The organism is Pseudomonas sp. Sample_9 (genome assembly GCF_004307535.1).
In the GTDB taxonomy this organism is placed as follows: domain Bacteria; phylum Pseudomonadota; class Gammaproteobacteria; order Pseudomonadales; family Pseudomonadaceae; genus Aquipseudomonas; species Aquipseudomonas mercuritolerans.
On sequence record NZ_RAZO01000321.1, the window covers coordinates 4,257 to 23,244 of the forward strand.

The 18,988-nt window shown below is 60.8% G+C and carries 18 protein-coding genes; 13 read left to right on the forward strand and 5 right to left on the reverse strand.

Translation table 11 applies throughout. The features are described from left to right. Positions 1–191 precede the first annotated feature (191 nt). The 3 genes from D6877_RS17915 to D6877_RS17925 are packed head-to-tail and all read left to right on the forward strand — an operon-like array spanning position 192 to position 2,773. Positions 192–890, forward strand: a complete 699-nt coding sequence (locus tag D6877_RS17915) for a CoA transferase subunit A (protein ID WP_016774135.1) — start codon at positions 192–194, stop codon at positions 888–890. 24 nt (positions 891–914) lie between these two features. Continuing rightward, positions 915–1,580 (forward strand): CoA transferase subunit B, encoded by a 666-nt coding sequence (locus tag D6877_RS17920; RefSeq protein ID WP_016774134.1) that lies wholly within the window; start codon positions 915–917, stop codon positions 1,578–1,580. Between the two features lie 11 nt (positions 1,581–1,591). Continuing rightward, on the forward strand, positions 1,592–2,773 hold the full coding sequence (locus tag D6877_RS17925; protein ID WP_130911632.1) for an acetyl-CoA C-acetyltransferase: 1,182 nt from the start codon (positions 1,592–1,594) through the stop codon (positions 2,771–2,773). Between the two features lie 365 nt (positions 2,774–3,138). Here the strand turns inward: D6877_RS17925 and cobF are convergent, their stop codons facing one another. Both cobF and D6877_RS17935 read right to left on the reverse strand, forming a co-directional pair. Continuing rightward, positions 3,139–3,894: a precorrin-6A synthase (deacetylating) gene (gene cobF / locus D6877_RS17930; RefSeq protein WP_130911633.1), complete on the reverse strand. Its 756-nt coding sequence runs from the start codon at positions 3,892–3,894 to the stop codon at positions 3,139–3,141. Then, on the reverse strand, positions 3,894–4,460 hold the full coding sequence (locus D6877_RS17935; protein ID WP_130911634.1) for a histidine phosphatase family protein: 567 nt from the start codon (positions 4,458–4,460) through the stop codon (positions 3,894–3,896). Before D6877_RS17935 ends, cobF begins: the two co-directional genes overlap by 1 nt. Before the next feature lie 317 nt (positions 4,461–4,777). On the opposite strand from D6877_RS17935, the gene D6877_RS17940 reads away from it, so the two are divergent. From D6877_RS17940 to D6877_RS17975, 8 genes are all read left to right on the forward strand, one after another. Next, positions 4,778–5,632, forward strand: a complete 855-nt coding sequence (locus tag D6877_RS17940; RefSeq protein ID WP_130911635.1) for a MurR/RpiR family transcriptional regulator — start codon at positions 4,778–4,780, stop codon at positions 5,630–5,632. 2 nt (positions 5,633–5,634) lie between these two features. Then, positions 5,635–6,279: an isochorismatase family cysteine hydrolase gene (locus tag D6877_RS17945; RefSeq protein WP_130911636.1), complete on the forward strand. Its 645-nt coding sequence runs from the start codon at positions 5,635–5,637 to the stop codon at positions 6,277–6,279. After that, complete coding sequence (locus D6877_RS17950; protein ID WP_130911637.1) at positions 6,276–7,607, forward strand: glutamine synthetase; 1,332 nt, start codon at positions 6,276–6,278, stop codon at positions 7,605–7,607. The genes D6877_RS17945 and D6877_RS17950 overlap by 4 nt, the downstream gene beginning before the upstream one ends. After that, the gene (locus tag D6877_RS17955) at positions 7,591–8,343 is read left to right on the forward strand and encodes an N-formylglutamate amidohydrolase (RefSeq protein WP_130911638.1); all 753 of its coding nucleotides are present in this window, start codon (positions 7,591–7,593) and stop codon (positions 8,341–8,343) included. The genes D6877_RS17950 and D6877_RS17955 overlap by 17 nt, the downstream gene beginning before the upstream one ends. A 54-nt stretch (positions 8,344–8,397) precedes the next feature. Then, on the forward strand, positions 8,398–9,747 hold the full coding sequence (locus D6877_RS17960; RefSeq protein ID WP_130911639.1) for an APC family permease: 1,350 nt from the start codon (positions 8,398–8,400) through the stop codon (positions 9,745–9,747). A 118-nt stretch (positions 9,748–9,865) separates the two neighbouring features. After that, positions 9,866–10,882: an arginine N-succinyltransferase gene (locus tag D6877_RS17965; RefSeq protein WP_130911640.1), complete on the forward strand. Its 1,017-nt coding sequence runs from the start codon at positions 9,866–9,868 to the stop codon at positions 10,880–10,882. 49 nt (positions 10,883–10,931) lie between these two features. Then, entirely contained in the window at positions 10,932–11,966 is a 1,035-nt protein-coding gene (gene astA, locus D6877_RS17970) for an arginine N-succinyltransferase (protein WP_130911641.1), read from the forward strand. Between the two features lie 154 nt (positions 11,967–12,120). Beyond that, the gene (locus tag D6877_RS17975; protein ID WP_024012471.1) at positions 12,121–12,990 is read left to right on the forward strand and encodes an oxaloacetate decarboxylase; all 870 of its coding nucleotides are present in this window, start codon (positions 12,121–12,123) and stop codon (positions 12,988–12,990) included. A gap of 105 nt (positions 12,991–13,095) precedes the next feature. Here the strand turns inward: D6877_RS17975 and D6877_RS17980 are convergent, their stop codons facing one another. The 3 genes from D6877_RS17980 to D6877_RS17990 form a co-directional block, all read right to left on the reverse strand. Then, positions 13,096–13,398, reverse strand: coding sequence for a hypothetical protein (locus D6877_RS17980; protein ID WP_130911642.1), 303 nt, complete (start codon positions 13,396–13,398; stop codon positions 13,096–13,098). Between the two features lie 401 nt (positions 13,399–13,799). After that, positions 13,800–15,035, reverse strand: a complete 1,236-nt coding sequence (locus tag D6877_RS17985) for a M20/M25/M40 family metallo-hydrolase (protein WP_130911643.1) — start codon at positions 15,033–15,035, stop codon at positions 13,800–13,802. Positions 15,036–15,272: 237 nt separating this feature from the next. Next, positions 15,273–16,346 (reverse strand): diguanylate cyclase, encoded by a 1,074-nt coding sequence (locus D6877_RS17990; RefSeq protein WP_130911644.1) that lies wholly within the window; start codon positions 16,344–16,346, stop codon positions 15,273–15,275. A gap of 188 nt (positions 16,347–16,534) precedes the next feature. Here D6877_RS17990 and D6877_RS17995 point away from each other — a divergent pair, with 188 nt between their 5' ends. Then, positions 16,535–17,989, forward strand: coding sequence for an NAD(P)/FAD-dependent oxidoreductase (locus D6877_RS17995; RefSeq protein WP_130911645.1), 1,455 nt, complete (start codon positions 16,535–16,537; stop codon positions 17,987–17,989). Between the two features lie 21 nt (positions 17,990–18,010). Beyond that, positions 18,011–18,937, forward strand: a complete 927-nt coding sequence (locus tag D6877_RS18000; RefSeq protein WP_056784590.1) for an alpha/beta fold hydrolase — start codon at positions 18,011–18,013, stop codon at positions 18,935–18,937. The last annotated feature ends 51 nt before the right edge of the window (positions 18,938–18,988 follow it).

Genomic DNA, 18,988 nt, shown 5'->3' on the forward strand with positions numbered 1-18,988 from the left:
AAGCTGCAAGCCGTGATGCGATGGCCCTGATCGTTCCCACGCTCCTGCGTGGGAACGATCATCGCCGAACGCGTATTAGTGAGATTTATCAATCAATCAACCGCAAAAATCAACTTAACAAATATATTCCACAGAGAGACACTCCAGTCATTCGGCTAGCCAGCCGCCCGCAAATAATAAAAGAGGTGCCTATGGCAGGTTTCGACAAGCGTGTGTATTCCTACGAGGAAGCGATGGCCGGGCTGGAAGACGGCATGACCGTCATCGCCGGCGGCTTTGGCCTGTGCGGCATCCCAGAAAACCTGATCGCCGAGATCAAGCGCAAGGGCACCCGTGACCTCACCGTGGTTTCCAACAACTGCGGCGTTGATGGTTTCGGCCTTGGCGTGCTGCTCACCGACCGCCAGATCAGCAAAGTCATAGCTTCCTACGTCGGCGAGAACAAGTTGTTTGAAGAGCAACTGCTCAAGGGCGAGATCGAAGTCATCCTTACCCCGCAAGGCACCCTCGCCGAAAAAATGCGCGCGGGCGGCGCCGGCATTCCGGCGTTCTTCACCGCCACTGGCGTTGGCACCCCGGTTGCTGAAGGCAAGGAAGTGCGTGAGTTCAAGGGCCGCAAATACCTGATGGAAGAGTCCATCACCGGCGATTTCGCCATCGTCAAAGGCTGGAAGGCCGACCATTTCGGTAACGTCGTTTACCGTCACACCGCGCAGAATTTCAACCCGCTGGCCGCGACCGCGGGCAAGATCACCGTGGTCGAAGTCGAGGAAATCGTCGAGCCCGGCGAACTCGACCCGACGCAGATCCACACCCCGGGTATCTACGTCGACCGGGTCATTTGCGGCACGTTCGAAAAACGCATCGAACAGCGCACCATCCGCAAATAATTCAGGCCTACGGAGAACAACAACATGGCACTTACCCGCGAACAAATGGCTCAACGCGTCGCCCGCGAAATGCAGGACGGCTACTACGTCAACCTCGGCATCGGCATTCCGACCCTGGTCGCCAACTACATCCCCGAAGGCATGGAAGTCATGCTGCAATCGGAAAACGGCCTGCTCGGCATGGGCCCGTTCCCGACCGAAGAAACCATTGATGCCGACATGATCAACGCCGGCAAACAAACGGTGACGGCGCGGATCGGCGCGTCGATTTTCAACTCCGCCGAATCCTTCGCGATGATCCGTGGCGGCCATGTCGACCTGACCGTCCTTGGCGCCTTTGAAGTGGATGTTGAAGGCAACATCGCTTCGTGGATGATCCCCGGCAAACTGGTCAAGGGCATGGGCGGCGCGATGGATCTGGTGGCCGGCGCCGACAACATCATTGTCATCATGACCCACGCGTCCAAGGACGGTGAGTCCAAGCTGCTGGCCAAATGCAGCCTGCCGCTGACCGGTGCCGGCTGCATCAAGCGCGTGCTGACCGACCTCGCCTATCTGGAAATCGAAAATGGCGCTTTTGTCCTCAAGGAACGCGCACCTGGCGTCAGCGTTGAGGAAATCGTCGCCAAAACCGCTGGTAAACTGATCGTCCCGGATCACGTACCGGAAATGCAGTTCGCTGCCCAGTGAGGAATTCGCACATGCAAGACGTCGTCATTGTTGCCGCCACGCGTACCGCGATCGGCAGTTTTCAGGGCTCCCTGGCCAATGTGTCCGCAGTAGATCTGGGCGCGGCGGTGATCCGCCAGTTGCTCGAGCAGACCGGTCTGGACGGGGCGCAGGTCGATGAAGTGATCATGGGCCAGGTGCTCACCGCTGGCGCCGGGCAGAACCCGGCACGTCAGGCCGCAATCAAGGCTGGCCTGCCACACGCCGTACCGGCCATGACCCTGAACAAGGTTTGCGGTTCGGGCCTCAAGGCTCTGCACCTGGGCGCGCAAGCGATCCGTTGCGGCGACGCCGAGGTGATCATCGCCGGCGGTCAGGAAAACATGAGCCTGTCCAACTACATCATGCCGGGCGCGCGCACCGGTCTGCGCATGGGCCACGCGCAAATCGTCGACACCATGATCAGCGATGGCCTGTGGGATGCGTTCAACGATTACCACATGGGCATCACTGCCGAGAATCTGGTCGAAAAGTATGAGATCAGCCGCGAACAGCAGGACGCGTTTGCTGCCGCTTCCCAGCAGAAAGCTGCCGCTGCGATCGAGGCCGGGCGCTTCGTTGATGAAATCACGCCGATCCTGATCCAGCAGCGCAAAGGCGATCCGGTGGCGTTCAAGGTCGACGAGCAGCCACGCGGCGATACCAGCGCAGAATCCCTGGCGAAACTGCGTCCGGCGTTCAAAAAGGACGGCAGCGTCACCGCTGGCAACGCCTCGTCGCTGAACGACGGTGCCGCTGCTGTGATTCTGATGAGTGCCGAGAAAGCCATATCGCTGGGCCTGCCGGTTCTGGCGAAAATTGCTGCGTATGCCAACGCTGGCGTCGACCCGGCGATCATGGGCATCGGCCCGGTATCGGCGACCCGCCGCTGCCTGGACAAGGCCGGCTGGAACATCGACCAGCTCGACCTGATTGAAGCCAACGAAGCGTTCGCTGCGCAATCGCTGGCCGTGGCCAAGGACCTGCAATGGGATCTGGACAAGGTCAACGTCAACGGCGGCGCCATTGCCCTCGGCCACCCGATCGGCGCATCGGGCTGCCGCGTGCTGGTGACGCTGCTGCATGAAATGCTCAAACGCGATGCGAAAAAAGGTCTGGCGACCTTATGCATCGGTGGCGGTCAGGGTGTCGCGCTGGCGCTGGAACGCGTTTAACCACGACATCCGCGTTAGCCTGCTCAAAAGCCCCTCACCCTAGCCCTCTCCCAGAGGGAGAGGGAACTGATCGGGGAATGCGCAGGAGTGATGTCGGCTTGAACGAGCAGAGTTGAATCCATAATCGACTCGGTCATCCAGGTCGATGTCTGACGCAAGACACCTCGGTCGGCTCCCTCTCCCCCCGGGAGAGGGCTGGGGTGAGGGGAACTGGTGACTGCGTTGCATCGAGTTTCTTTTTGCATGTTCAGAGTCTGTAGTGAATGTTCTGGCCCCTTCGCGAGCAGGCTTGCTCCCACATTCTGCAACGCATTTCCTTGTGGGAGCGAGCCTGCTCGCGAAAGCGCGTGTTCAGGCGCAACCACTCAAGGCTTGCGTAACAGATAGGTATCCATGATCCACCCATGCTCCGCCCGCGCCGCTTTGCGCACCCGTTCGATCTCATCGGCGACATCCGCCAGCCGACCGCTGAGCAGAATCTCATCCGACGTGCCCAGGTAAGCGCCCCAGAAAATCTCGGTCTGCCGATCCGCCACCCGCTGGTACGAATCCTCGGCATCGAGCATCACCACCAGACTGTCCGATTCACTCACCTGCCCCGCCGCCAATCGCCGGCCTGTGGTGATTTCTACTGAGCGACCAATCGTGTTCAGAGGTATTTTGTGCTGCGCAGCCAGGGCCTGAACGCTGGTGATCCCCGGTATCACTTCGTATTCAAACTGACAGGGGCCTGATGCCTGAATCGCCTGAAGAATCCGCAATGTGCTGTCGTATAACGCCGGATCGCCCCAGATCAGAAATCCGCCGCATTGGCCGTCGGACAATTCTTCATTGATCAGCCGTTCGAAGGTCTGCTGCTTGGCGCGGTTCAGTGCATCGACGCTCGCCGTGTAGTCGACATCGCCGCGCTCGCGCTCCGGACTGCTGGCTTCGACAAAGCGATAAGCGTGGTCGGTGATGTAGCGCTCGCAGATCTCCCGGCGCAGGTCGATCAGTGTCTGCTTGCTCTGGCCTTTATCCAGCAGAAAGAACACATCGACCCGATTCAGCGCTTTCACCGCTTGCATGGTGATGTAGTCCGGATTGCCGGCGCCAATGCCGATGACCAGCAACTGTTTCATCAGAATTCCTCGTCAAGGGCCATGCCCGGCAAGCGTAGTCGCCAGATGCCATTGAAGCGCAAGTCGATCATCGCCAGCGGTTCGATGTCGATTGCGTGGAACGCCGCGCCCTGCAGCACCTGCATCAGCGCTGCGCGCATGACGAACGGATGGGTGATTGCCACCACATGCCCAGGCGTTGCAGCGATTGTGTCCAGCCACTTTGTCACCCGCTGCGTCAGTTGCCTGACTGATTCGCCGCCATGGGGTGCCGCTTCAGGATCGGCCAGCCAGGCTTGCAAAGCCTGGTTTTCGTTGGCTTGCAGATCCTTGATCGACTGGCCGTGCCAGCGTCCCCAGTCGCAATCGCGCAGGGCTTGATCAATCTCTGCATCGGCACCAAACCATGCCGCCGTTTGCTGAGTTCTCAATTCCGGGGCGCAAATCAGCCGTGTTACGGCCAATCGGGCCCTGAACGCGTCGGACCGAACAGCCAGATTTTCAACAGGCTCGTCCGTAGGAAAACGCGCCAGTTTCTGTGCGACGGTTCGCGCATGGCAAATCAGTGTCAAACGGCTACTTGGCACAAGCAGGTACTCGCTCGAATTATATGAAAGCAACGGCCACTAGCCGGGCTGCGGCGCATTGTGCCGTAAAACCGTGGTCCTCAGCGTAGCCCGGCCGCTGGCTGAACGCGCTCATTGGGCGATGTCTGACACCAGCGAGGGCAAAGGACTACAGAGCGTTGCAACTTCCACGTAAGCCTTGCTACACGGGCATCCTGCACACTTTTGGTGCTCGAAAAACCTGTACAAAAATTCGCTAGACATGTAACACCCATTACATAAATACTCGTTTAACGGATTGTGAAACGAATTCGACACCCCATCCAGCAGGAGCCCGGATGCCCCCTCTCAGAGACCTGATCACCGAGCCCGGCCTGGACCTGACGCCGTCAGAGCGCAAAGTCGTTCGCGCCCTGCTCGACCAGTACCCGCGCAATGGTCTCGGGCCTATGGCGCGGCTGGCCGAACATGCCGGTGTCAGCGATCCGACTATCGTGCGCTTGGTGAAAAAGCTCGGTTTCGGCGGTTATGCCGAATTCCAGGAAGCCCTGCTCAGCGACATGGATCATCGCCTGCGTTCACCGCGCACCTTGTTGCAGCCGCGCTCGCAGCAGAACAAGGACGATGCCTGGGCGCATTACCTGGCGGACAGCCAGCGTTTGCTGGTCGACACCCAAGCCCTGACCCAGCCTGAGGACGTGCGCATCCTCGTGGAATGGCTGCTCGACAGCCGCCATCAGGTCTACTGTTTCGGTGGCCGCTTCAGCATTCTGCTGGCCAATTACCTGCTCAACCACCTGCGTCTGCTGCGCCCCGGCTGCTTCGCCCTGGAAGACAACGCCCTGCTGCCCGACCGTTTATACGATCTGCAACGTCAGGACGTGGTGCTGGTGTTCGACTACCGGCGCTATCAGACCCAAGCTTTGCGCGTTGCGCAGGCGGCGAAAAACAACAACGCGCGAGTGGTGTTGTTCACCGATGTCTACGCCTCGCCGCTGCGCGAACTGGCCGACCTGATCATCAGCGCGCCGGTGGAATCGGCGTCGCCGTTCGACACCATGGTGCCGGCGCTGGCGCAGGTCGAGGCGTTGATTGCCTGCCTGACCTTGCGCGTGCCGGACCCGGCTGATCGCCTGGAAGGCATCGATGCCCTGCGCAACGACTTTGCGACTCACCTGCTGGAGGACAAATAAGGATGTTCAGCCTTCCCCACCGCTCGCCTCGGGACCTGCCGTTTGCGACCGACCACACCGCTTTGCTGCTGGTGGACATGCAGCGCGCCTGGCTCGAACCGCAATTCGACCCGCACCTGAGCGAGCCGGATGCCGAGTATTTTCTCCAGCGCACGCGCAAGCAGGTGGTGCCCAACCAACAGCGTCTGCTTGGCGCCTTTCGTCAGGCGCAGCAGAACGTGCTGCACACGATTATCGAAAGCCTGACTGCCGACGGTCGCGACCGCTCGCTCGATCACAAACTGTCTGACATGCACCTGCCCAAGGGCAGCATGCAGGCTCAGGTCATCGCTGAACTGACCCCGACCGAAAACGAAATCGTGCTGCCGAAGACCTCCTCCGGGGTGTTCAATTCAACCAACATTGATTACGTGCTGCGCAATCTGCAGACCCGTCATCTGATCATCGCCGGCATTGTCACCGACCAATGCGTGGACATGGCTGTGCGCGATGCCGCCGACCGTGGCTATCTGGTCACGCTGGTGGAGGACGCCTGCGCCACTTACACAGCTGAACGCCACCACGCCTGTCTCAACGCGATCAAGGGTTATTGCTGGATCACCGACACGGACACTGTGCTCGGCCGTTTGCAGGAGATGCAGCCATGAGCCCGCGCCTGACGCCTTTACCGATGACCACGCTGGTGACAACCGACCTGATCGGCATCACCCGTGGCCGCTCGTTTCCCAGCGATGAGCTGGAGCATTACCAGGCGGCGGGTTGCGGTTGGGTACCGGCCAACAGCGCGTTGACGCCGCAGGACATCATCGCCTCGAGCAATCCGTGGGGCGCGTACGGCGACCTGCGGCTGATTCCCGATCTGAGCAGCCGCGTCACTGTCGGCAGCGGCCCGGACGCCAATGCACCGGTGCTGGATTTCATTCACGCCGACATTCGTGAGACCGACGGCCAGGCATGGGGCGCCTGCCCACGCACATTGCTGCGCGATGAAATCGAGCGCTATCACGATGAGCTGGGGTTACAGGTCAACGCCGCCTTCGAACATGAATTCAACCTGCACGCAGGCATTGCCGAACACGCGGCGTTCTCTCTCGAAGCGCAGCGCCAAGGCGCCGAATTCGGCGGCTGGCTGCTCAGCGCCCTGCGCGATGGCGGGGTCGAGCCGGAAATGTTCCTGCCGGAATACGGCAAGCACCAATACGAAATCACCTGCCGCCCGACCCTTGGCGTGGCGGCGGCGGATCGCGCGGTCAACGTGCGGGAAATCACTCGGGAAATCGCCCGGCAGATGGGCCTGGATCTGAGTTTTGCGCCGAAGACTGCCGCCGAAGCGGTGTGCAACGGTGTCCATCTGCACGTCAGCCTGCTCGATGTGGCCGGTCAGCCGATGCTCTACGACGCCGGCACCAGCAACGGCCTATCGAGCATCGGTCAGCACTGGGCTGCCGGAGTCCTGCATTTTCTACCGGCGCTGTGCGCGTTCACCGCGCCGACGCCGCTGTCGTACCAGCGTTTGCAGCCGCACCACTGGAGCGCGTCGTATGCGTGTCTGGGGCAGCAGAACCGTGAAGCGGCGCTGCGCATCTGCCCGACCGTGACCTTGGGCGGCAAGTCCGCCGCGCAGCAGTTCAACCTGGAATTCCGCGCCATGGACGCTACCGCCTCGCCGCATCTTGCCATGGCTGCGCTACTGATTGCCGGGCGGCTGGGCATCGAACAGCGTCTGGCGCTGAACGCGGTTACCGATGAAATTCCCGATTCACTCAACGACGAGCAACGCAAGGCCCGGGGCATCGTCGCCCTGCCCGCCTCGCTGGCGCAGGCGCTGGATTGCCTGCGCGACAGTGCAGCCTTCAACGAATGGCTGCCCAAGCCGTTGCTCGACACTTATTACGCCCTGAAAACCGAGGAACTGGCGCTGACGGAACAGCTCTCGCCCGCTGACCTGTGTGAGCACTATGCACGCCTGTACTGAATCCGCCGAGCTTGGGTTGTACACCCGCCCGGTCTACAACCTGAGCCGCGAGGACTCGACGAACCCGTTGATCCTCGTGTGCGAACACGCCAGTCGCTACATTCCCGAAGCCCTGAACAATCTGGGCCTGGACGAGGCGGCCGCACGCGAACATATCGCTTGGGACATCGGCGCGCTGCAACTGGCCGAACAGTTATCGGAACAGCTCGGCGCCACGTTGCTCAGCGCCAATTACTCACGGCTGCTGATCGACCTCAACCGCCCGCGACATGCCCCGGACAGCATTCCACTGCAAAGCGAGATCTACCAGATCCCCGGCAATCGCGAGCTCGACGAAGCGGCCCGCGAGTATCGCCGGCAGACCCTGTTCAAACCGTTTCATGCGCGCTTGCAGACTTTGATCGACGAGCGCATCGCCCGAGGCCAAGCGGTGCGTGTGGTCGGCATTCACAGTTTTACCCCGGTGTATTACGGCCAGCCGCGACCGCTTGAAGTCGGCGTGCTGTTCGGCCAGGCCAGAGACTATGCCGAGCGCCTGCTTGACGGCCTCCAAGCGCATCCACTGAAAGTCGCGGGCAACCAGCCGTACAAAATTGACCCGCTGGGCGATATGACCGTGCCCGTGCACGGTGATGCCAGGGGCCTTGAGGCGGTGCTGATCGAGGTGCGCAATGATCTGCTGCGCAGCCCCGAAGCGGTTTCGCGCTGGGCAGGTTACCTCGCACCTTTGCTGTAAACGATGGACCGATAAAACATAAACCGACCGATGGCTGACAAGGAGTTGCGCTTCATGGAAATTGAAGAATTCGGCTACAAGCAAGAGTTGAAACGTAGCCTGACGCTCACCGATCTGGTGGTGTACGGGATGATCTTCATGATCCCCATCGCCCCGTTCGGGGTGTATGGCTACGTCAACGCCGAAGCACCGGGGATGGTGCCGCTGGCGTACATCATCGGCATGGTGGCGATGCTGTTCACCGCGCTGAGTTACGGCAGCATGGCCAAGGCCTTTCCGGTTGCCGGCTCCGTATATTCCTACGCCCAGCGCGGCCTCAATCAACATGTCGGTTTCATCGCTGGCTGGCTGATGCTGCTCGACTATCTGCTGATTCCGCCGCTGCTGTACCTGTATTCGGCGATGGCGCTCAATCATTTGTACCCGGACATTCCCAAGGTCGGCTTCATCCTGGCGTTTCTGGTCAGCGCGACGTTCGTCAACCTGCGCGGCATCACCTTCACCGCGCGGATGAACATGCTGTTCCTGCTGGCACAACTGGTGGTGCTGGGCATCTTCCTGTTCTATGCCTGGAACGCGTTGCACAACGGTGGCGGTAACGGTGAGCTGACGCTGGCGCCGCTGTATCACCCGGAAACGTTCAACTTCGCCCTGCTAATGCAAGCCGTGTCGATCGCCGTGCTGTCGTTCCTCGGCTTCGACGCGATCTCCACCCTCGCCGAAGAAATCAAGGAAGATCCGGGCCGCAGTGTCGGCAAGGCAGCGCTGATCACTCTGGCGGTGATGGGCACGATTTTCGTCGTACAAACGTGGATTGCCACCGATCTGGCAGCGGGCATGGGCTTCAAATCCGCCGACACCGCGTTTTATGAAATTGCCGAAATCGCCGCCGGCAGCTGGCTGGCGACCCTGACCGCCGTCGCCACGGCGCTGGCCTGGGGCGTCGCGGTGGCGATCACCTCGCAGGCCGCCGTCTCGCGTCTGCTGTTCGGCATGGCCCGCGACGGCAAACTGCCCAAAGTGTTGGCCAAGGTCCACCCGAAACACAACACGCCGTACCTGAGCATTTATCTGGTGGCGGTGTTGTCGCTGCTGATCTGCTACCTGTTCATCGACGCGGTCGACATCCTCACCTCGCTGATCAACTTCGGCGCCCTCAGCGGTTTCATGCTGCTGCACCTGACGGTGATCAACCACTACTGGCGTCGGCAGAAGTCGGGACAGGTTGTGCGCCATCTGCTCTGCCCGGTGATCGGCTTCATCATCGTCGCCGCCATCATGTACAACATGGGCGTCGATGCACAGAAACTCGGCCTGATCTGGATTGCCCTGGGCCTGGTGTACCTGTTCTTCCTCAACAAGCTCGGCGCCAGCACAGCGCTGCCAGACCCGAGCAAAGGCTGACAAGAAAAAGAGCGGCGTCTGACAACAAATCAGGCGACCGCCGATTCAACGCGTGGAAACCGACAGTGATAGTCAGGTTCGGCGAACGGGCCGAACCTTTTGATACAGGAGTACATCCATGCTGGTCTTACGCCCAGTCGAGCAGAATGATCTGCCCCAGCTACAGCGCCTGGCTCGCGAGAGCCTGATCGGCGTGACCTCGCTGCCGGATGACAGCGAGCACCTGCGCGAAAAAATCGCCGCGTCGTGCGCGTCCTTCGATAGCGCCGCCGCAGCGCAGGGGCCGGAGAACTATTTCTTCGTGCTCGAAGATCTCGAACGCCGGCAATTGGTCGGCTGCTCGGAAATCCTTGCCACCGCCGGCTTCAAGGAGCCGTTCTACAGCCTGCGCAACCGCCATTTCACCAGCGCTTCGCGGGAGTTGAACATCGAGCACGGCGTGCCGGCGTTGTCGTTGTGCCATGACCTTAGCGGGCATACCTTGCTGCGCGGATTCCACATTGACTCCGCGCTGGTGCGCACGCCGTTTTCCGAACTATTGTCGCGAGCGCGCCTGCTGTTTATTGCTGCGCATGCACAGCGGTTCTCCGAGGCGGTGATTACCGAGATCGTCGGCTACAGCGACGAGCATGGTCACTCGCCGTTCTGGGATGCGCTGGGCAAGCACTTCTTCGACCTCCCCTACGCGGAAGCCGAGCGTCTGTGCGGGTTACAGAGCCGCACGTTCCTTGCCGAACTGATGCCGCAATACCCGATCTACGTGCCGATGCTGCCGCAAGCGGCGCAGGATTGTATCGGGCGCGTGCACCCGGACGGCCAGGAAGCGTTCGACATCCTTGAGCGGGAAGGCTTCGAAACCAACAGCTACATCGACCTGTTCGACGCCGGACCGACGCTGTATGCGCGTACCGCGAACATTCGCTCGATCGCTGACAGCCAGACCGCCAGCGTACGCCAACAAGCATCGACCGACGCCCGTGGCCGTTACCTGCTGAGCAACGACGCCCTGCATGACTACCGCGCGATGGTCACCGAACTCGACTATCACCCCGGTCAGCCGCTACCCCTGACACCCGCCATCTGTGCGGCGCTGAAGGTCAGCGATGGCAGCTCGATACGGTTGGTCGCTCTGTGAGCCGCGTTAGCCATCCGCGCCTGAATCGGTACGCCAAAGGAGTTGGAGCATGATTGTCCGTCCGGTAAAAGTCAGTGATCTGCCTGCGTTGATGACCCTCGTCGAACAGGCAGGGCCAGGTTTCACCACCCTTCCTGCCAACGAGGACCGCCTCGCACATCGAGTGCGTTGGGCACAGCGCGCATTCGCCGAACAGGTGGAACGCGCCGATGCCGATTACCTGTTCGTACTCGAGGATGATGAGCAGCGCGTGGTCGGTGTCAGCGCGATGGCCGGCGCCGTTGGCTTGCGCGAGCCCTGGTACAACTACCGGCTCGGGGTGACTGTCAGTTCGGCACCGGACCTGGGCATTCAACGACAGATTCCGACGTTGTTCCTCAACAACGAACTGACCGGCCAATCGGAGCTGTGCTCGCTGTTCCTGCGCCATGACCAGCGCAGCGGCAGCAATGGCCGCTTGCTGTCGCTGGGTCGTCTGCTGTTCGTCGCCGAATTTCCGCACCTGTTTGGCGAGAAGATGATCGCCGAACTGCGCGGCAGTGCCGATGAAAACGGTTGCTCGCCATTTTGGGACAGCCTCGGCCGGCACTTTTTCCAGATGGATTTCACCCACGCCGATCACTTGTCCGGCCTGGGCAACAAAGCCTTTATCGCCGAACTGATGCCACGTCAGCCGCTGTACACCTGCCTGCTCACCGAACAGGCGCAGGCGGCGATCGGCCAGACGCATCCAAACACCCAACCGGCGTTGAAAATCCTTCAGGCTGAAGGTTTTGCGCACAGAGGCTACATCGACATTTTCGACGGTGGCCCGGTCATCGAAGCGCCGATCCGCAGCATCCGCACGGTACGCGACAGCCTCGAACTGACCCTGAGCCTCGGCACCCCGGATGAGCAGGCACCGCTGTGGCTGATTCACAACCGCCGCCTTGAAAACTGCCGTATCACCGCAGCCCACGGTCGACTTGTCGGCAACAGCCTGGTGGTCGACCGACTCACCGCCAAACGCCTGCAATTGCAGCCGGGCAATTCGGTGCGCGCGGTGCTCCTGCCCCATCAACAGCAACATGCCGTGGCGGCCTGATATTTCCGGCACGGGAGATTAAACCTTTCAGCCGCCAGTCCTGCCGCGCAAATTCGTCATGATTCTTGACCCATTCGCGTGATAGCCTTTTCATTCTTCGGCGTTGACACCTTTGCTCAAGCCTTTCCATTCCTTATGTATTGGTGGAACTCGTATGACCAGGCTTTCCCATCAAGATTTGCGCCGCAATTTCCGTCAGTTGCTGGCCTCCGACACCTGCTACCACACGGCTTCGGTGTTCGACCCGATGTCCGCCCGCATCGCCGCTGACCTGGGTTTTGAAGTAGGTATCCTCGGCGGTTCCGTGGCTTCGCTACAGGTGCTCGGCGCACCGGACTTCGCCCTGATCACCCTCAGCGAATTCGCCGAACAGGCCACGCGCATCGGTCGCGTCGCCCAATTGCCAGTGATCGCAGACGCCGACCACGGCTACGGCAATGCCCTCAACGTGATGCGCACCATCGTCGAACTGGAACGCGCCGGCGTCGCTGCACTGACCATCGAAGATACCCTGCTGCCCGCGCAATTCGGGCGCAAATCCACCGACCTGATCACCGTGGCCGAAGGCGTCGGCAAGATCCGCGCGGCGCTGGAAGCCCGGGTCGACACGGAAATGGCCATCATCGCCCGCACCAATGCCGGCATTCTGCCGAACCAGGAAATCATCAGCCGCACCCGCCAATATCAAGCGGCGGGCGCTGACGGTATCTGCATGGTCGGCGTGCAGGACTTCGATCAACTGGAACAGATCGCCGAGCACCTGACCGTGCCGCTGATGCTGGTCACCTACGGCAACCCGGCCCTGCGCGACGACAAACGCCTCGCCGAACTGGGCGTGCGTGTGACCATCGACGGCCACGGCGCCTACTTCGCCGCGATCAAGGCCACCTACGACAGCCTGCGTGAACAGCGGCAGATCTTCACCCAGGCCGCCGATTTGAGCGCGACCGAATTGACCCACACCTACACCCAGCCGGAGGAATACATTCTCTGGGCCAAGGAATACATGAGCGTCAAGGAGTGATGCATACGCTGTACCGGCCCCTTCGCGAGCAGGCTCGCTCCCACAGTTGAAATGCGCTCCCCTGTGGGAGCGAGCCTGCTCGCGAAAGCGACAGCCGCGACACCGCTAAACCGGCGTCTTGTAAGCCTCTTCCCGCTGCGCCGCCCGCGCCTGAATCACATTCAGAATCGCACAGCCCTCGCGCATCAGCAGATGAACCGCGCTGGTCACCCGCGTCAGATCACAATCGGAAATGCCCTTGAGGTTAAGGCTGGCAAAGGTGTCGGCCAGATCACGCACGACCACAAACCGGTTCATCGCACAGGCGGCCATGTCGCTGAGTTCAGTGTGAGTATTGATGAAGAGCACCGGCGATTCGGCGTCGTAGGTGTCGATGGGGAGGTAGTGCGACATTACTTGGTCGGTCATAGAGTTCACTCCAGAAAGGTCAGGTTCTGTATTCGACCGGCCAAGATCGTCGCAGAGTTATCTGCGAACCGAGACTATAAGAGCCGCGCCCGACGGCCGCAACGAGAGCTTCTGTCGGACTTTTCGGTATTTTTTGTACGCCGTCCTCGACTTCCACACTTCCCACAAAAGCCCCTCACCCTAGCCCTCTCCCAGAGGGCTAGGGGACTGATTGGGGGATGCTCTGGATCTACGCCGACGTGAGAGATCGCGTTGAATGCGAATTTGAATTCAACTTGATCTGGCGGTTGCCACATGGACCACAAACAACGCGGTCAGTCCCCTCTCCCTCCGGGAGAGGGTTAGGGTGAGGGGCCGATTTCTCTGGCACCCCGCCCGGCCTCGTCACACCGCAAACCCCATCACCGCGGCTTCGCCAACTCCATTATCATCCGCGACAACAGATAAATCCGCGGCGCCACGCTCGCCACTTCGGCGTATTCCTCAGGCGTGTGAATATTGCCGCCGACGATCCCGAAGCCATCCAGCGTCGGCGTGCCAACGCCTGCGGACAGACTGGCATCCGCCGCGCCACCACTGCCCTCCTCGGTCAGCTTGCGGCCAATCTCGCCGTAAATTCCCTGGGCCATGGCCATCAGGCGATCCGACTCGGCCGTTTGTGGCATCGGCGGTAAACCGCGCTGCAAGGACGTTTTCACTTCGGTATCGGCAATCAACTTGTCCTGCGAGACCCGCGCCAGATCCTTCTCGATGCGATCAAATTCCTCCGGCACTGCCGCACGCACATCCGCCTTGGCCGTGGCCTGATCCGGAATCACGTTGGTGCGATCGCCGGCCTTGAGCACGGTGAAGTTGATGGTGGTTTTCTTCGCCTCATCGCCGAGTTTGCCCAGCTGGAGAATCTGGTGCGCCGCTTCCATCGCCGCGTTCCGGCCCAATTCAGGCGCGACCCCGGCGTGGGCGGCTTTGCCTTTGACTTCGACCAGCGCCGTCGCACTGCCCTTGCGCCACACCACCAGGCCATCGGCCGGACGGCCCGGTTCGAGGTTGAGGGTGACGTCGTGCTGTTTGGCGGTTTTCTTGATCAGGTCGGTGGCGACATCCGAGCCGGTTTCTTCGCTGGCGTCGAGCAGGAAAGTGATCTGCGCGTAGTCTTTGAAGTCGAGGTTCTTCAGCACTTTAAGCGCGTAGATGCCGGCGACGATGCCGCCCTTGTCGTCCATCACCCCCGGCCCGTAGGCACGCCCGTCCTTGATGTGGAATGGCCGCTCGGCCGCGGAGCCTTCCTTGAACACCGTGTCCATGTGCGCCATCAGCAGGATTTTCGCCTTGCCGGTGCCTTTGAGCGTGGCCAGCACGTGGTTGGATTTTTCCGGGGTGTTCGGCACCAGTTCGATAGTTGCGCCGAGTTTTTTCAGCTCATCGATGGCGATCTCGCTGACCTGTTTCAGGCCCGGTTCATAACCGGAACCGGAGTCGATATTGACCAGCCGTTCCAGTAACTTCAGGGCTTCGGGCTGATACTGCTCGGCATCGGCGAGCACTTGTTTATGTGGTTCGGCGGCGTTTGCGGCCGAGAATGCGAGGGACAGACCGAGGCTGGCAGCCAGCAGTGAGCGGGGAAATGAGAACGTCATGAAGCAGTCCTTGTTTCGTGTCGGGGGACTTCAACCGTAACCGACATCGGCGCGAGGCTCTATAGCGGATGCGACACTTGCCCGACTGACACCGAACAAACTGTAGGAGCTGCCGAAGGCTGCGATCTTTTGATTTTGATCGTTCCCACGCGCAGCAAAGGACTGCAGGCCGGGACGCAGAGCGTCCCAAAAGATCGCAGCCTTCGGCAGCTCCTACATGGGATCTCCGATCACTCGTCAAACCGAATCCAGCAGCGCCTGCCTCGGTTTGTTGTCGCTGTTGCAGATCACCCGGTTGCGCCCACTCGCCTTGGCTTCGTACAACGCCTGATCGGCCTCATCCAGCCAACGCGTGGCGTCTGCATGGCTCGGGTCGTAGGCGGCCAGGCCAATGCTCAGACTGACCTTCAGCGCAGGGTTCTGCTCATAGCCCATCACGGCGAAACGCTCGCGCAAGGCCTCCATCGCCTGAGCTGCGTTGAACAGCGGCAGTTCCGGCAGGATCACGCAGAACTCATCCCCGCCATAGCGCCCGGCCACGTCCGTGGCGCGCAGATTCTGTTTGAGCAGTTTGCTCAACTGGCGCAGGACGATATCGCCAGCGACATGCCCATAGGTGTCATTGATCGCTTTGAAGTGGTCGATGTCGATCAGCGCAATCGCCGCGCCCTGCTGCTGGCGTTTGCAGCGCTGGAACGCGAGGTTCAGTTGATCCTTCCATGCGCCGTGATTGAGCAGGCCGGTCAGGCTGTCGGTGCGACTCAGCGCCAACAGCTCGCGCTTGTGCCGACCGAGAGTCGAGGCCTGACGAAAGCAGATCCAGCCCAGCGCCAGCGGATACAGCAACAGCAACGGCAAACAGGCGTAGAGCTGCAGCGGCGTTGTTGGCGGAATGAACGCCGGCGCAAACACCACCAGCCCCACGCCGATGCCCAATAGCTGCGCCGCCGACCCGGCGAGCAAAAAACGCCCACCGCCAATGGCGACGTTGTTCATTGCCATCATCGAAATCGTGGTTGCGCTGGGCAGCGGATTGAACTGCATGGCAGCGACCCAGAAGCCGCCCATGAACGCGTCGATCAGCAAATTGCGGTGTTCGGCGCGAAACGGCACGCTCGCACGGCGCGCCCATTGAAAGGCCAGATGCGGCCAGACCAGGCCGTTGAACAGCATCAGGCCCCACACCCACAGCGGCGGATCGAGCGCGTGCATCGCCACGCTGACACACATCAGCCCGAGCAGCAGCCCGAACACCCGCGACCTGTACAGCCTCCTGGCCAGTGAAAGTCCCTTTCCCCGCGTATTTCCCATAAGGGCCTCGACCGCGCGATGCATGGTTACACCCCGACACGGATGTGTTCGGAGTCTATCAGGGCACGGTTAAATAGCCATCACCGGCCAGCGGCCTGAATAGAGCGCTATCAGCGCCGCACGAGCGGCCCAGAGTTGGCTATAAATGAAAGAGGGGAAATGGAAAAACAACTATAAAAAGGGGGCACATGCATACCTACGCTGTGTTGATCATCGGCAGCGGTTTCGGCGGCCAGTGCGCGGCGGTCAACCTGCTCAAGGCCGGGATCGACGATTTTCGCATCCTGGAAAGACGCGACTTCTTCGGCGGCACCTGGTGCCAGAACACCTACCCCGGCGCAGCGGTAGACGTGCCGTCGCCGCTGTATTCGCTGTCATTCGCGCCCTACCGCTGGTCGCAGATGTTCGCCGAACAGGCGGAACTGCGTCACTACACCGAACAGCTGATCGAGCAGTTCGGTTTGCGCGAGCGCGTGGAACTGGGGGCCGATGTCGAGCGCGTCGAGTGGGACGAAGCGGAAAAGCATTGGTTGGTGCACACCCGCGCCAGAGGTACTTTCCGAACCCAATTCCTGATCAATGCTTCCGGGCCGTTGAGTCAGCCGGTCATTCCCAACTTTCCCGGGATGGATCGCTTTCAAGGCAAGACTTTTCACACAAATAATTGGGATCACAGCTACGACTATCGCGGTAAACGCGTGGCGATCGTCGGCAGCGGTGCCAGCGCAGCCCAAGTGATCCCGGCGATTGCACCCCAGGTCGAACATCTGCATGTGTTCCAACGCACGCCGCATTGGGTGCTGCCGCGAGCCGATCGCAAATTCGGCCGTTTCCAGCGCTGGCTGCTTGGCCTGAAGCCGGCGTACAAGCTGCTGCGCTGGCTGATCTACTGGCAATTCGAAACCCGGGTGATCGCCTTCAAATACTCAAGACCGGCAATTCACCTGGTCCAACAACATGCGCTGCGCTTTCTCAAGCGCCAGGTTCCAGACCCGCTGCTGAGAGAGAAGCTCACCCCGGACTTCACCATCGGCTGCAAACGGGTGTTGGTGTCCAGCACGTACTACCCGGCGCTGAGCCGCGCCAACGTCACGCTGCACAGTCGCGAGCACGGCATCGCTTCGATCGACGAAAGCGGGATCAACACCGTGGACGGCGAGCATCTCGAAGTTGATCTGATCGTCTGGTCCACCGGTTACGACGCCACCGACGGGGTAATTTCCTACCCGGTCAGCGGCAAGAACGCGGTGCAACTTAGAGATGTCTGGGCCGAATACCCGCGCGCCTACCTCGGCACCAGCCTGCCGGATTTCCCCAACCTGTTTATCGTCACCGGGCCGAACACCGGCATTGGCCACACTTCGGCGCTGTTCATCATCGAATCGCAGATGAACTACATCCTCGACTGCATCCGCACCGTACGGGCCAAAGGCCTGCGCAGCATCGAAGTGCGCCGTGACGCAGAACGTACCTACACTGCAATGATCCACCGGGAAATGCAGCGCACGGTGTGGAAGTCCGGTGGTTGCCACAGTTGGTACCAGAGCAAGAGCGGTCATGTGATCGCGATGTTTCCCGGCTTCAGTTTCAGCTATTACCTGCTGACCCGGGCGCTGAAACCGGCCGACCATATTTTGTCCTGAACACGTAAAAGGAAGACGTCGATGCTTTTGCTGTTTGTCGCACTCGCGGTTTTCGTGGCCTGGAGCTGGTTGAGTTATCCGGCGGTTGGCCATTGGCTGTACGACCTGGCCATGGCCAGCGAGGCCAGGTTGTACAAATTGCACAAGATCGAAGTGCCGATCGCCGAGATGACCGTGTCGACCTGGCAAGGCGGGCCGTACGAGGCGTCCAGCGCGATCCTGATGCTGCACGGCTTCAGCGCCGATAAAAACCTCTGGCTGCGCTGCGCCCGGCATTTCGTCCGTCAGTATCGGGTGATCATTCCGGATCTGGCCGGCCACGGTGAGACTGGCTTCAAGGCTGGCGGCGGTTACGACATTGCGGTGCAGGCCAAACGCATGATTCAACTGCTCGACGTCTGCGGCGTGGAGAAAGTCCACGTCATCGGCAACTCCATGGGCGGCTACATCGCCGCGTGGCTGGCGGCGACCTATCCCGAGCGGATCGCATCGCTGGCGCTGATTGACCCGGCCGGCGTCACCGCACCGGAGCCGAGCGACATGGAGCGCCATCTGGCGCGCGGGCACAATCCGTTCCTGATCAACTCCCGCGAAGAATTTCAGCGCTTCTACGCGATGACCATGGAGTCGCCGCCGTGGGTACCGAAGCTGGTGCTGGACGCCGTCGCCCAGCGCTATGAGCAACAACGTGACGAGCTCGAAGAAATCTTCCGCGACTTCCGCGCCAGCCCGCCGATGGAGCCGAAACTGGCCGAGATCAAATGTCCGGCGCTGTTGCTGTGGGGGCGCAAGGATCGCCTGATCGACGTCAGCAGCGTGCCGGTGTGGAGCAAAGGCATCGCCAATCTCGAAGTGGATGTGTGGGATCACGTCGGGCACATGCCGATGGTCGAACAGCCGGGAAATACCGCGCGGCTGTACGGGGAATTTCTGGAACGACAGAGATGAACATCCTTTACGACGAACGCCTCGACGGTCCGTTGCCCGAGGTGAACAAGG

Bases quoted from the DNA above. Each gene is read 5' to 3' on its own strand.
- D6877_RS17925 (WP_130911632.1), top strand. From the start codon at position 1,592: ATGCAAGACGTCGTCATTGTTGCCGCCACGCGTACCGCGATCGGCAGT.
- D6877_RS17950 (WP_130911637.1), top strand. From the start codon at position 6,276: ATGAGCCCGCGCCTGACGCCTTTACCGATGACCACGCTGGTGACAACC.
- D6877_RS17945 (WP_130911636.1), top strand. From the start codon at position 5,635: ATGTTCAGCCTTCCCCACCGCTCGCCTCGGGACCTGCCGTTTGCGACC.
- D6877_RS18000 (WP_056784590.1), top strand. From the start codon at position 18,011: ATGCTTTTGCTGTTTGTCGCACTCGCGGTTTTCGTGGCCTGGAGCTGG.
- D6877_RS17915 (WP_016774135.1), top strand. From the start codon at position 192: ATGGCAGGTTTCGACAAGCGTGTGTATTCCTACGAGGAAGCGATGGCC.
- D6877_RS17990 (WP_130911644.1), bottom strand. From the start codon at position 16,346: ATGGGAAATACGCGGGGAAAGGGACTTTCACTGGCCAGGAGGCTGTAC.
- D6877_RS17985 (WP_130911643.1), bottom strand. From the start codon at position 15,035: ATGACGTTCTCATTTCCCCGCTCACTGCTGGCTGCCAGCCTCGGTCTG.
- D6877_RS17955 (WP_130911638.1), top strand. From the start codon at position 7,591: ATGCACGCCTGTACTGAATCCGCCGAGCTTGGGTTGTACACCCGCCCG.
- D6877_RS17975 (WP_024012471.1), top strand. From the start codon at position 12,121: ATGACCAGGCTTTCCCATCAAGATTTGCGCCGCAATTTCCGTCAGTTG.
- astA (WP_130911641.1), top strand. From the start codon at position 10,932: ATGATTGTCCGTCCGGTAAAAGTCAGTGATCTGCCTGCGTTGATGACC.
- cobF (WP_130911633.1), bottom strand. From the start codon at position 3,894: ATGAAACAGTTGCTGGTCATCGGCATTGGCGCCGGCAATCCGGACTAC.
- D6877_RS17940 (WP_130911635.1), top strand. From the start codon at position 4,778: ATGCCCCCTCTCAGAGACCTGATCACCGAGCCCGGCCTGGACCTGACG.
- D6877_RS17960 (WP_130911639.1), top strand. From the start codon at position 8,398: ATGGAAATTGAAGAATTCGGCTACAAGCAAGAGTTGAAACGTAGCCTG.
- D6877_RS17965 (WP_130911640.1), top strand. From the start codon at position 9,866: ATGCTGGTCTTACGCCCAGTCGAGCAGAATGATCTGCCCCAGCTACAG.
- D6877_RS17980 (WP_130911642.1), bottom strand. From the start codon at position 13,398: ATGACCGACCAAGTAATGTCGCACTACCTCCCCATCGACACCTACGAC.
- D6877_RS17995 (WP_130911645.1), top strand. From the start codon at position 16,535: ATGCATACCTACGCTGTGTTGATCATCGGCAGCGGTTTCGGCGGCCAG.
- D6877_RS17920 (WP_016774134.1), top strand. From the start codon at position 915: ATGGCACTTACCCGCGAACAAATGGCTCAACGCGTCGCCCGCGAAATG.